This is a genomic window from Zarconia sp. (assembly GCF_057467645.1).
Map to the genome: position 1 here is coordinate 1 of NZ_JBRJXU010000167.1, position 13,884 is coordinate 13,884.

At 50.2% G+C, this 13,884-nt stretch carries 6 protein-coding genes; 3 read left to right on the top strand and 3 right to left on the bottom strand.

Annotated elements, in window-relative coordinates:
* Positions 1 to 303: 303 nt before the first annotated feature.
* The 3 genes from AC2215_RS24415 to AC2215_RS24425 form a co-directional block, all read right to left on the bottom strand.
* A complete protein-coding gene (locus AC2215_RS24415) occupies positions 304 to 1,338 on the bottom strand; it encodes a hypothetical protein (protein WP_486812630.1) in 1,035 nt (344 codons plus the stop codon).
* A 618-nt stretch (positions 1,339 to 1,956) separates the two neighbouring features.
* A complete protein-coding gene (locus AC2215_RS24420) occupies positions 1,957 to 2,133 on the bottom strand; it encodes a hypothetical protein (RefSeq protein ID WP_486812631.1) in 177 nt (58 codons plus the stop codon).
* 301 nt (positions 2,134 to 2,434) lie between these two features.
* Positions 2,435 to 3,178: a 4'-phosphopantetheinyl transferase family protein gene (locus tag AC2215_RS24425; protein WP_486812632.1), complete on the bottom strand. Its 744-nt coding sequence runs from the start codon at positions 3,176 to 3,178 to the stop codon at positions 2,435 to 2,437.
* Between the two features lie 216 nt (positions 3,179 to 3,394).
* Between AC2215_RS24425 and AC2215_RS24430 the strand changes: the two genes are divergently transcribed.
* The 3 genes from AC2215_RS24430 to AC2215_RS24440 all read left to right on the top strand — a co-directional run.
* On the top strand, positions 3,395 to 3,865 hold the full coding sequence (locus tag AC2215_RS24430) for a hypothetical protein (protein WP_486812633.1): 471 nt from the start codon (positions 3,395 to 3,397) through the stop codon (positions 3,863 to 3,865).
* Positions 3,866 to 4,602: 737 nt separating this feature from the next.
* Positions 4,603 to 11,700, top strand: coding sequence for a CHAT domain-containing protein (locus tag AC2215_RS24435; RefSeq protein WP_486812634.1), 7,098 nt, complete (start codon positions 4,603 to 4,605; stop codon positions 11,698 to 11,700).
* A 974-nt stretch (positions 11,701 to 12,674) separates the two neighbouring features.
* The coding region (locus AC2215_RS24440) for a two-partner secretion domain-containing protein (RefSeq protein WP_486812635.1) at positions 12,675 to 13,884 on the top strand (1,210 nt) is incomplete at its 3' end.

Here is a 13,884-nt window from a genome sequence, read left to right on the forward strand (position 1 = left end):
CGGATCTCAACCCCATTGAGCGTTGGTGGGCGCGAATGAAATCAATCGCCCGACGGCTAATTGAGTCAGGAAAAACCTTGCGCGAAGCTGTTGATGCTGCTCTGTGCTGTTTGTCCTAAGCGCCATGCGCTTAGCTATATCCAAAACTGACATTAACAAAATAAAAACCCCAGCCTATTCGGGCCGGGGAGGTCGGGGTGCATCTACCATTTCTATGTCCGTGGCCTGTCCCACCTCCTCCGGACGTTTTTGGATCGGATTTTCGAGCGCGATCGGAGATTTTTTCGTTCGATGGCACGATCGCTACTCGTTCAGGCGAGGAAATTTGGGTAAATCGACCTTAGAAAGGGGTTGGCGTTTCCGATTGGGGAGTTCGGGTGGCAAAACCGATGCTTCGGGGATGGGGATGGGTTTGGGTTCTGGCGGCGATGTCGGGGCGGTTTCGGTTTCAGAAATCTTGGCGTTTTCGTCGGTTGCGCCCTCTAGATTCTCTTCATCTTCCTCTCCTCCATCGTCCAGTATTGCTTGCTCTAGGGTGTCAAGGTGAGATTCTTGAGAGTCGACAGGGTAAGATTCAACAGGAATGGTCGCCGACTCCGCAGAAGTCGCGATCTCTTCTGAGATTTCCTCTATGTTCTCTACATTGGTCGCTTCTTCGAGAGCAGCATCGACTTCCATCCCATTCATCGACCAAGGTTCGACGGGTTGAGCGGGCGCAAAATACATCGGCTCGACCGATTCAGCAGTGTTCGCCGTGACCAAATTACCATTGCGAATTTCTACTTCTTCCAAACACTTTTCGAGGGCGGCTTTAAACTGAAGGGTGTAGCGTTGCTGGCGGTTGAGGCGCGATCGCAGTTCCTCGCAGGTTTGTTCGCTTTGCTGAAGTTGATATGTCTGTTCGTTATAGCGCTGCTGGGTGAGGGCAAATTCTCGCTCCATCCGAGCCATTTGGTGCTCGCACGTTTGCAATTTTGCCCGAATCGTTTCCACTAAAGATTGCTGTCGCCGTGCCGCATCGCCATCGAGTATTTCTGAGGTGGCGTGCGATACGAGTTGGGGGGTGTCTGGTCCGTGTTCGATGCGGTTGAGCGTGGCTTCTAAATCCCAAACGCGCTCTTGCAATTGGCGTTTATCCTGCCGCAGTTGATGGATGATGGCGATCGCATCGGCAAGGTTATCGGGTTTTAATTCTTGAGGTCGTTCTCGAGCTGGGTTTGGGGTGTTCGACTCTCGAGAGGTTCCTTCTCTTGCTTCAATATCCATCGCCTCGAAGGACTCGACCTCCTCGAGATCTTCTCCCTCCGATGAAGGGGTGGGGGTATCCGTTTCACTCATCTCGCATCTTCTGGGTCAAGGGCAGATTTAACTCTTACATATCACGCCGTTCGAGCTGGTTTCTGAGCCAGTATTAACTCGATCGACACAGGATTGCGTCTAATTCTACTCTCTTCAGATTAATACAAATTGTTGCAGCGACCTAGCGGATTTTACCAAACTCTCCCCATGGGTAACTTCATTGAAGGGAGATCGTCACCGATTGGGGTTGAGATCGAGATAATTTGGGGTCAGTTCGCCGATCGTTATTCATCAGATTCAACGAGAATCCCCCATATCCTTGCCTGACACGCCAGTTCGCAACTTACCCGACAAACAGCTCGATCGACAGTGTGTTTTGTGAGGTTCGCTCGCGAGCGAGATTTGAGCATTGGGTGAATAATCTAGGTTAATCGGTTATCGCTCGAGAAAACGGTAGAATTCTGACACTGAGTCTCAGCCTATAAAAATGGGATGCAAACCATAAACTGAGTTTACACCCTAAATTTTTAATCGTTTTTTAAGAAGAGGGTTTAAACAAATAATTGAACGGGCTTGAATACCTGACTAAAAGAGTCAAATCAAGGGAAACGAGTGAGAAGGAAAATAGGGTCGCAAGACTTTATTTCTAAGAGGGGGCTATACCCAACCCATGCGATCGCAGAGTAAACCGACGAGGGCAGCAAAGACTGTAATCGCGAGTGCCACTAGCGGATTTTGACCTTGGGCCACAGCAAATGAGGTGACAACGCCAGCACCCAACCCCGCAGTCACAGCAACAACTAATGGGTCTTTATCGGTTTTTTTGTTATACATTTTAGCGACGAGTTGGTGAATTGAAGTATCGGTATTTTAGTCATTTCAACTTACCATCTCGGTTTTCTGATGCTATTAATCGCAACTAAAGTTAAAACTAAGACATACTTGTTTACAGTAAAGCACGGAAAAATGGTGTTTGACCGTCAGCCTCTGTTAAAAAATTGCAATATAGCGGTTCTCACCGATCTATTGCAATTCTCGTACCTTGTGAGGTACACCCAAATTCCATTTCCTATTCCGGTGTTTCGGTGTTCTTCTACTCATAACTCGAATCCACATCCGCCCGCCCAACTTTCAACTATCCTGAACTCGAACTGACCTTCGATCGATACCAGTAACAATCGATAGGGCATCGTTCCCCTTCGATGGCCACCGCCCCTTGATAGCCAGTACCGACTTCGAGGGATTGCAAATACCACGCAGAGGTTGAAGAAGTCATCATTGCGATCGACGGTATCAAATTATCGGTATCCAGAGCGATTTCCACCCCAGACAATCCCAGCAATCCTTCCCCCGTCGCTTTGAGCAGTGCTTCTTTCGCCGTCCACAGGCTAAAAAAGGCTGCGGGTTGCGCTTCGGGGGGATAATTGCATAACTGACGGTATTCGCGATCGCTAAAAAAACGTTCGGCTAAGGGCAAAATGTCAAGCTCCCGAAACGATTCGACATCAATGCCCACCCGACGATGGCGAGCAAAGGCGTAGAGGGCAATTCCCCCAGCATGAGAGAGATTGAACTCCAGGGAATGGGAGTCACCCGCGAGGAACGGTTTGCCTCGCTCGGCATATCCGAACTCGATGCTTTCTGGCGGCTGGTGGAGATAGCCGCCCAGGAGGCTGCGGAGAATACCGCGAGCGGCGATAAATGAATGGCGATCGATGGGACGAACGAATCGATCGGCTCTTTGACATTCGTCTGGGGAAAGCCACCCCCGCAAAACCTCGACGGGTTGCGAGTTGAGTTGGACTTGCCAAATCTGAACGCGATCGGACGATAAATCCAATTGAGCTGGGTGAGAGTGCCAGGATGTTGTCTGGGTCATGTGAATTCAGGTTCGTTGAGAGATATAGCAGTTTGCGCCTTTTTTGTTACACATTAGTGAGGAATGGAAAAATTTTTTCCGACGCTACATTCGCTTGAAATCAATTTTTATACAGATGCTGCCGCCACCGATACCCTATTATTTTCTATGGATGAAGGGGGAAGAGGTTAAAGTTGTAAGCAAGAAGTGTTCCCCACTCTCACTCGCAAAAATTTGATGATAATCGTTAACGCTGGACTCGTTTTCGGGCTACTCACACCCACCCCTGTCAGCCACATCGATACTTGCATGAGACTCGAATGGAGAATTGAGGCTATTCACCAACAAGCTCGAGAAGCACAAGTACAGCTTGAAGAACAACTCCAAAGCGAAAACTTCCAGGAGCAAGTCCAAGAGCGCAAACGTGTTCTCCTCGAGCAAATCAATGCATTGCTTGCAGACGAAGCCCAACTTGAGGAAGCTTTGCAAAATGATGAGCTTCCGGATGAGGTTGTTGCCATGCTTCAAGAAGCTCGAAACAATCCCGATGTTCTCGAGGAATTTTTGGAAGAACAAGCCGAAAATCTGCCCGAGCAACTCAGACAGCAAATTAACGATCGCCGAGACGAACTACTCAGAGAATCAACGCTTCTCTTCAAGCAAAAGTGCCAAGATGGCGATCGGCTCGGCTTCTCGATCGAACGCTGAGGAGATTTGGCACGGCAATTTATATCCGGTTCGAGACAGCTTTTCTGACAGAGTATTAACGCGATGTGCAACTTAAAGTCTGAAACCCTTGAAATTTCGGACCGATTGACTGGATCGTTTAAATTCAGGGTCGCTCAAGCGACGGAAATTCAAGACTTCAGAAAAAGTTGCACATGGCGCTATTCGGAAAAACATATAAAAAATTGACATAAATTCTAACAATTTTTCATTTCAAAGAGATATTTTAAATCTTTTAAATTCTTTTGTTTTGGCGATCGATAAATCGATTAAAAGGGAAGCTAAAAGACTCGCTACAGTCACTCGATAGGAAATGAAAAATGGATTCTTTTCCAATCTTAACCGGAAATCGTCTTGTGCAAAACAGCATTAACATAGTGTCTTGCTATATTTTGCAATCGATATCACTAATTAAAATTTACATAAACCGCTAAAGAAAATGGCGTTCTATGTTGACGCGAATTATAATAATAGATACGAATCCTCAAGATAAATCAATTAACTTCACCTCAAATAAGCATCTACTTTTTGACGAGCGTCAAAACAATATTTAAGAATCAATGATAAGAAGTTAATCATTATTCAGTCATCTCCCGACACGCTCGAATCCAATTTTTGTCAGTTTTCGATCGCTGTTTCTCCAAACATAACCACAGAATGCCCATTTCATCTCAGATGGGCATCGTTGTTGTGACGATCCCTCGATCCCAATTAGAAAAATGTTATTCAAAACCCTGGCAACTCCCTTAGCCCAAGGCTCATTTGTCCTGCCCCTGGTTCTCGTTGCGATCGCCCCAACGGCACTGGCACAATCGATTATTCCCGCCCAAGATGGCACCGGAACTCAGATCGATTCAGAAGGCGATCGCATCGATATCCATGGCGGTCAACTCTCCGACGATGGCGTTAACCTTTTCCACAGTTTCGAGCAGTTTGGTCTGAGTGAAGGGCAAATCGCCAACTTTCTCTCGAATTCCAATATCGAAAATATCCTCGGAAGAGTGGTTGGTGGTGATGCTAGTTATATCAACGGTTTATTGCAAGTTACTGGGGGAGATTCCAACCTATTTCTGATTAACCCAGCCGGGATTGTCTTCGGTGCGAGTGCGAGTTTAAACGTTGCAGGAGATTTTACCGCCACCACTGCTACGGGGATTGGATTTGGCGATGCTTGGTTGGATGTATTTGGGGAAAATTCCTGGTCGAGTTTGATGGGGAATCCTACGGCCTTTGCCTTTGCCACGGCGAATCCGGGAAGCATCGTCAATGAAGGGAATCTAGCGGTTGAGTCTGGGCAGAACTTGGGTTTATTTGGGGGCACGGTTGTTAATAGCGGAACCCTCACCACTCAGGATGGAAATCTGACTCTGAGTGCGGTGGAAGGAGAAAGTATTGTCCGTTTGAGTGCGGCGGGGAACGTTTTGAGTTTAGATGTCGCCGAAACGGGAATTGGAGAAGAGGATTTCACGCCGCTATCTCTGCCGCAACTGCTGGCAGGGGGAGAGGATTTATCCCATGCGAGTCAAGTGGCGGTGAATGGCGATGGGACGGTGAGTTTGGTCGGGTCTGAGGTAAAAATCGACCCGGAGGCGGGAACTGCGATTGCCAGTGGCCAGTTGAGGGCAAATGGAGACACCTCTGAGATTCAGGTGTTGGGCAGCGAAGTGGCCGTGTTGGATGCAACGTTGGATGTTTCGGGAACCGATGGTGGTGGCAATATTTTTATTGGAGGAGATTTCCAAGGTCTGGGGACGATTCCCAACGCGCGAGTGACATTGGTTGATGGGAATACCAATATTTTGACCGATGCCATTGAGAGTGGAGATGGCGGACGAGTGATTCTCTGGGCCGATGAAACTACCGCATTTTTGGGTAATATCAGTGCTCGCGGTAGTTCTTCGGCCACACCCTCCCATGGCGGTTTTGTGGAAGTATCGGGTAAACAAAACCTGATTTTTGAGGGTTTGGTGGATGTGAGTGCAATGAATGGTAATTTGGGAACGCTGCTGCTCGATCCAGCCAACATTACCATTTCCAGCGGTGCTAGTACGACAGGGGTGGATGCCGCACTGCCGGATATCTTTGCGTCCGATTTCGACGGAGAGGATATTACGATTAACGCCGCAACTCTGGAAAATCAAACCGGGAACGTCATTCTCGAGGCGACGAATAATATTACTTTAGACACCTCCCTCACTTTTACTCCGGGAGGCGGTGCGATCGAGTTTACTGCAGACTCCGATGGCAACAATGTCGGTTCGTTCCTCGGTTCCGGACGAGGGATTCAGGCTGAAAGTCGGGATGTGACGATCTCCGGCGCGAGTGTCGAAATTGGTTCGATCGATACCTCTTCGGATATGTCGTCTTTTGAACGTGGCGGTGACATTACCCTCACGGCAAGCAACGGGGATATTACAACGGATGCCCTCAACACCAGTAGCTTTTATCTAAGCGGTGGGGATATTACCCTCAGTGCCACGAATGGGGGGATTACGACGGGTTCGTTGAATTTGAGCGCTGCTGAAAGTGTCCGTTCACTCGATCGCGCTGGGGCGATCGATTTTACTGCTGATGGCGATATTTCCATTGGCAGTATCGATGCGACGAGTTCGCGGCAGGGTGGCAGCATTAATATTGAAAGTGATGGGGCGATTTCTGCAGGTTCGATCGATACGAGTACCTATGCCTTCGGCCGCGATTCCAACAATGGCGGAACCGTCGTTCTTTCCGGTACTCGCGTCACGGTTAACGGCATTGATACCTCCGGTCAAGAGACGGGCGGTGCGGTAACTGTAACGGCAGCCAACGGCGCAGTAACGGCAAACGGAACGATCGATACCAGTGGGGGTGATGCCGGGGATGTCCAAATTTCGGGCAACAGCATTCAAGCCCAAACCGTCGATGCATCCGGTAGCAATAGTGGCGGCAACATTGCCCTAATCACCACCGACGGCAATCTCGCGGCAAGCGATATCACCACAGCCGGGAATACGGGGGGCAATATTACTCTGGGTGCAACCGAAGGCAGCATTACCACGACAACCCTTGAAAGTGCGGGGGGTTCGGCTACTGGAAATATCGCGGCGATCGCAACTGGCGATATCGTCACTGGGAATATCGATGCAAGTTCCGACAATGCTGCGGGGGGGCAAGTTTCGATCGTCAGTAGCGGTGGTGGGGCAAATGTCGGTTCGATCGACTCCAGTTCGGCTTCTAGCAGTCAAAATGGCGGGGCGATCGAGATCCAAACCGCTGGGGATATCTCCACCTTCTCAATTACCACTTCTGCGGATGGCACCGGGGATGGCGGACCGATTTCTCTAACGACGAGTAACGGCGGAATTAGCACCAGTACCCTCGATGCCACATCGTTCCAAGGAGATGGCGGCGATATTGCCCTCACCGCCAGTGGCGATATTTCCACGGGGTCTTACAACGCAGATACCACCGACACTTCGGCTGGAGGAACGAGCGGTTCGGTGGTGATTACCTCCACTGGTGGTAGCGTTAGTGCCGGGGGAAGCGCCATCAAAAATAATATTACCCTCGCCGACGGGGGAACGGACGCGCTGTTTGGGGGCAGTCCGAACGCGGATGCCACCGCCGATGCCGATACCGTAAACTCCCGTGGCGGTTCGGTGGTGTTGCAAGCCTACAACGACATTACCCTCAATGAGGCTATCGTTTCTTCGACGATTTCCACCCTGGATGTGAAAGCAGGACGCAGCATTTTCCTCAATGCCGATATCGATACCTCTGGAGGCAACGGTAATATCTTTCTCAGCGCCAACGATGTCGATGCGGCAGCGGGACTTCGCCAAGCGGGGATTGGGGGAATTTTTGCCGCCCCCGGAACCACACTCGATGCGGGTAGCGGCACGATCGCCCTGAGCGTGGGGAATGCGGGAACCGTCGGTAATATCGAACTGGCGAATGCCAATACCTCTGGGGCATTTTCGATCGAGACTTCTGGGGCTATTCTGCAACCCGATACCAATTCTCTCCTCAGTGCCGGTTCGATCGAGCTGATGAGTTCCGCAGGCAGTGTCGGTACTGCATCCGCCCCCCTGCGCATTGCTGCCAACACCCTCGAAGCCAGCGCCACGGAAGTATTCCTCGACTCCCCCACTCAAGGGATTACCATTGGCGGTGTCACCGGGAATCTTGCCGGAATCGAAACTCAACCCGAAGGCGATGTCGTTCTGACTGCCTTGGGCGACATTACCATTAGCGAAAGTATCGATACGAGTCACTACGATCCCCCCAACATCCTCAATTCCGGCAACATTACCCTCGAAAGTACCGGCGGTAACATTCAAACTGGAACCCTGAGCAGCTTTGCATTCAGCGGTCTTGCAGGCAATATTCAAGTGACTGCTGCTGGGGATATTACGGCTACTGGAGATATTATTGCCTCTTCCGGTGGAGGTAATCATGAACCCAGCGGAGATATCATTTTCAATAGTGGCGGGACGATCGACACCACCGGAAGAACCCTAGAAAGCAAGTCCAGCACAGATGCGGGGGGTCAGATTCAGCTTACCGCAATTGAGGACATCAATACCGGCGATATCGATGCCTACTCTAATAACAACGGGAGTCTCGATAAAGGCAACATTGTTCTCGACAGTACCGGCGGCAGCATCAATACCCGCGCCGGTAGCCTGGATGCCTCTGGTGACGTGGGGGGAGGCGACATATCGATTACTGCTGCGGGCAATATTGCCACGGGTAACATTAGCACTGCCTCTGACGACGCTGGAAGTGGAAATATTTCCCTCAATAGTACCGGGGCGATCGATACAACTGCTGGCCGCTTAAATGCTCGTTCCCTACGAGGAAATGCTGGAGAGGTCTCCTTAAATGCCGCCGGGAACATTACCACGGGAGATATCGACACCCGAGTCCAAGATCCAAACGCTCGACCGTTCTCTGGCGATCCATTTGATGACATCGGTCAAGCTGGAGACATTACCATTATCAGCACTGGCGGTAGTATTGATACCCGCAACGGTCAGCTGACTAGTTTTTCCGAAGATGAGAGGAGACGCGCTGTTGGTGGTAGCGTCCAAGTAAATGCAGCGGGAAATGTTGCCACCGGGGCAATTGAGACTGAAGGAACCCAGGAGGGGGGTAATATCGGTATTACCAGCGGCGGAACCCTCAGTACGACGGGGGATTTAACTACCGTTTCTACCGCAGGACAGGCGGGGAACGTCACCTTGAACGCCACGGGCAATATTTCCACCGCCAATATCCTCTCCAACTCCAATATCGGACAAGGAGGTAGCCTCAGCGCTACCAGCAGCAACGGCAGCATCACCACCGGCAACTTGGATACCTTTACCGATGCCAACGGTGATGGGGGAGATATCACCCTGCAAAGCAGTATCACCGCTGCCAGTTCCGTCACTACGGGCAATATCCGCACCGAATCCAATGGCGGCGCGGGAGGCGACATCGACGTGACGGCGTTTAACAACATTACCGCTGGGGACATTGCCACCTTCAGTGCCCTCGATAGTGGGGATATCCGTCTGACAACGATTGGTGACGGGACGATCGAAACGGGAAATATCACCACGGAAACCACCAGTGGCGTGAGTGGGACGATTTCGATCGATGGCGATGACGTGCATACTGGAAACCTGAATTCGATCGGGATTACCGGATCGGGAGATATTAGCGTCGATGCTGATGGCAACCTGATTGCAGAGGAGATTACCACCGAGACTCAGAACGGCGATAGCGGCGATATTGATGTCGATGCTGGGGGAGATGCCAATACCGGAGATATCACTTCTGAGACTCAAAATGGCGATAGCGGCGATATCAACATCAATGCCGGGGATGATGCCAATACTGGGGATATTACCTCCCAAACTCAAACCGGAGACAGCGGCGATATCAACGTCAACGCTGGGGGAGATGCTAACACTGGCGATATTAATTCGATCGCCGGGGGAGATAGCGGCGATATTACTCTCAATGCCGGAGAAGACATTACCACCGGAGATATTAATTCGATCGCCGGGGGAGATAGCGGCGATATTACCCTCACCAGTGAAAATGGCAGCATCACCACTGGAAATATTGCCAGCCTCGCCGAAACGGGAACCTCCGGAGATATCGGCTTGGATGCCAGGGGCGATATCAATACCGGGAATATCATTACTCAAGGTGCGTTAGGCAGCGGAGATATTACCCTCAACAGTCGCGAAGGGGAGATTAATACAGGAACTTTGACAACGGACGGCGACATCCTGATTAACGGCATTCTCAACGGTGTAAATGAGGCAGATAGCAATGCGATCGACCCTTTAACCGGTGCGATCGAATCTGACGAATCCAATGGCATTAGCCCGAACTTTGGCGATCGACCTTTGGGGGCGATTCCGGTAGACCCCGCTTCTGCTTTAAATATCGCTCGGAACGTTCTCCAAGAGGAGTCCAATACAAACAACGACGGCAATTCAAGCAATGTCGATCGCCGCAATGGAGATGGTCTCGATTTTGCGATCGCCCAAAAGATGGGAGGATCTTTCGAGACCTTCGCCCGGACGAATAACTTCAACGTTCTCAATAACAATAGCGTTGCCATTAGTACTGCAGAACTGGCCGATCTCGATCGCCAGCGTACCGATGAGTATACCGACTACTTCGGTAAAGACAGTGACGACGAATCCGGTGGGGTAGAAAATGCCAAAGAAGCCTTGCGTAAAATTGCCGCCCAAACCGGTAACCAGTCAGCGGTGGTTTACGTTACCCTATTGCCCAACCAAATCGAACTGGTATTGTTTACCCCCGAAGGTGTTCCCGTTCGTCAAGTGGTGCCCGATGTAGGGGAAGAAGAAGTCCTCGCCACCGCGCGGCAACTGCACCGCAACATCACCCACCCTCACTTTCGAAATTCCGATCGCTACCTCAAAAGTGCCGGACAACTCTATCAATGGTTGATTGCCCCCCTCAAAGACGAACTCACCGTTGCTCAAACCGATACCCTGCTGTTTTCTATGGATGAGGGATTGCGCGCCTTACCCATCGCAGCGTTGCACGATGGCAAGCAATTTTTAGTGGAACAATACAGCTTCAGTATGATTCCCAGCCTCAGCCTCATCGATACCCGCTATCGGGCATTGCAGAATACCCAAGCATTGGGCATGGGGGCAAGTACGTTTACCGATCTCAATCCCCTGCCTGCGGTTCCCGTGGAACTGTCTGCAATTACCCAGCACATTTGGCAGGGAGAGGCATTTCTCAACGAAAGCTTTACTCGCAACAACCTCGTCGCCGAACGCCAGGAATTTCCCTACCCGATCGTCCATTTAGCCACTCACGGAGAATTTCAATCGGGCGATCCGAGCAATTCCTATATTCAACTGTGGGATGAGAAGTTGCGCCTGGATGAGTTGCGGCTGTTGGGCTGGAATAACCCAGCGGTGGAACTCCTGGTACTTTCAGCTTGCAAAACCGCTGTGGGAGATCCCCAGGCAGAATTGGGCTTTGCCGGGTTGGCAGTGGCTGCGGGTGTGAAATCGGCGATGGCAAGTTTGTGGTACGTCAGCGATGAGGGGACTTTGGCGCTGATGACGGAGTTTTACAGCCACTTGACCGATTCGCAGATTAAGGCTGAAGCCTTGCGCCAAGCACAAATTGCCATGATTCGCGGCCACGTCAGCGTTGAGGCTGGTGAATTGCGCGGTTCCGGGTTGCGCGGCAGCATTCCCCTCCCGCCAGAACTGGCTCATTTGGAGAATACCAATCTCTCCCATCCCTATTATTGGTCGGCGTTTACCACCATCGGTAGCCCTTGGTAAGGGATGTGGGGTGTGGGGTGTGGGGTGTAGGGCAGTTCTAACCTTTTACAAATGCCCATTCTCTATTCCCCATGCCCCAAAAACTATAACGTGTCATGATACCAGCGTGAACTGCTATCAGTCATAAGTTACAGCGGTTTTCAAAAATATTAACTCCTGGAATAAATTTGTAGGGTGGGCAGTTTTCCTCACCGGGGTTGTACGGATATGAGCTGGGGGAGCTGGGGGAGCTGGGGGAGAAAAACCCTCGAAATTTCGTTGAATTTTAATGCTCGATCTCATCAGTTATGAAAAGCATTCCCTTGTAAGCACATCTGGTCCCCTATACCCCACTTCACCCGATACTTTTCGAACCGTAAAACCCTTATCCTGACCAAATGTGAGCGTTTAAAGCTTGGCGAGAGGAGCGATCGCCCAAAAAGCAGATCGCGTTGGGGTTGTCGCCTTCTCGATCGAGATTTGGTCTGAACTGGAGCGATGGACTGACGCAACAGCCAAAATCCGTGTTGGATGGAGGGGCAAGCGTCGCTCGTCACTGGCGAGTGCTTCACTGATGTGACAGAAATTTGAGGGATTGTTCTTTATCTCAGAAAATCAAAAACGGAGCGACAGTTTCATGTTAGTTTCTTAAATTTTTTACTCATTCAATAAGATTTCGATTTTTTTGTTTTAATCTAGGTAATAAAAATTATTTTTTGCTATCCTATGCTAGTAAAATCGCAATCCACCGTTTAAGATTAATCGCAAATCGAGGGATGCGAAAATAAAGTTTTCATAAACTTTTCTACGATGGCTTCCGAAGACCGGTAACAACGGACCATTGTAACTCGCATTTCACTCGCAAGAAGATTGGGTCATCTCACTGCAATTTTGACTTAAGTTAACTTCTTATTGTTGTTACTTTTTTTGCTTAGAAAGCGGCACTGGTAATTGATTTAAGTCGCCAATTTTCCGCCCAAACTACTCCCGAATCGATGAGTCCGATGTTCTTCAATTCCTTAAAAAATTCTTGGGTCAAAAGTTCCTTTCTTCTCTCTACGATCGCGATATCGATCGCCCCAATCGCACTAGCACAATCGATTACTCCAGCCAACGATGGCACCGGAACCGTTGTCACCCCAGAAGGTGATACTCTCGATATTCATGGCGGGCAACTCTCCGGAGATGGAGCTAACCTTTTCCATAGTTTCGAGCGGTTTGGTTTGAGTGAAGGGCAAATTGCCAACTTTCTCTCTAACCCCAATATCGAGAATATCCTCGGTCGCGTCGTCGGTGGTGATGCTAGTTATATCAACGGTTTATTGCAAGTTACTGGGGGTGACTCAAACTTATTCCTCATCAACCCCGCCGGGATTGTCTTTGGTTCGAGTGCGAGTTTGAACGTCGGGGGAGATTTTACCGCCACCACTGCGACAGGGATTGGATTTGGCGAGAATGAGTTGGATGTATTTGGGGAAAACTCCTGGTCGAGTTTGATGGGAAATCCCGATGGGTTGGCATTTGCCACAGTGAATCCCGGAAGCATCGTCAATGAAGGGAATTTAGCCGTTGAGTCCGGGCAAAACCTGGGTTTATTTGGCGGCAGCGTTGTGAATACGGGAACCCTGAGTGCGGTAGATGGGAATATTACCCTGATGGCAGTGGAAGGAGAAAGTATTGTCCGTTTGAGTGCAACCGGGAACGTCTTGAGTTTAGACGTGGCGGAAGCGGGGATTGGCAGTGAGGATTTTACCCCATTATCTCTACCGCAACTGCTGGCAGGGGGAGAGGATTTATCTCATGCAAGTCAAATTGCCGTTAATGATGATGGAACGGTGAGTTTGGTGGGGTCGGATGTGGAAATCGATCCGAAAGCGGGAACCACCATTGCCAGTGGTCAGTTGAGGGCAAATGGGAATGCTTCAACGATTCAGGTGTTGGGAAATCAAGTGGCCGTGTTGGATGCAACGTTGGATGTATCTGGGAGTGATGGGGGTGGAGGGATTTTCATTGGGGGCGATTTCCAGGGCTTGGGGACGATTCCCAACGCGCGAGTGACGCTCGTGGATGGCAATACGAACATTTTCGCCGATGCGATTGAAACTGGAGATGGCGGACGAGTCATTCTTTGGGCCGACGAAACCACGGCATTTCTGGGAAATATCAATGCTCGCGGCAGTTCTTCCCCCACACCCCACACCCCAC

What these genes read in the sequence shown, in the direction of transcription:
- AC2215_RS24415 (WP_486812630.1), bottom strand. Translation starts at nt 1,338, where the DNA reads ATGAGTGAAACGGATACCCCCACCCCTTCATCGGAGGGAGAAGATCTC.
- AC2215_RS24420 (WP_486812631.1), bottom strand. Translation starts at nt 2,133, where the DNA reads ATGTATAACAAAAAAACCGATAAAGACCCATTAGTTGTTGCTGTGACT.
- AC2215_RS24425 (WP_486812632.1), bottom strand. Translation starts at nt 3,178, where the DNA reads ATGACCCAGACAACATCCTGGCACTCTCACCCAGCTCAATTGGATTTA.
- AC2215_RS24430 (WP_486812633.1), top strand. Translation starts at nt 3,395, where the DNA reads ATGATAATCGTTAACGCTGGACTCGTTTTCGGGCTACTCACACCCACC.
- AC2215_RS24435 (WP_486812634.1), top strand. Translation starts at nt 4,603, where the DNA reads ATGTTATTCAAAACCCTGGCAACTCCCTTAGCCCAAGGCTCATTTGTC.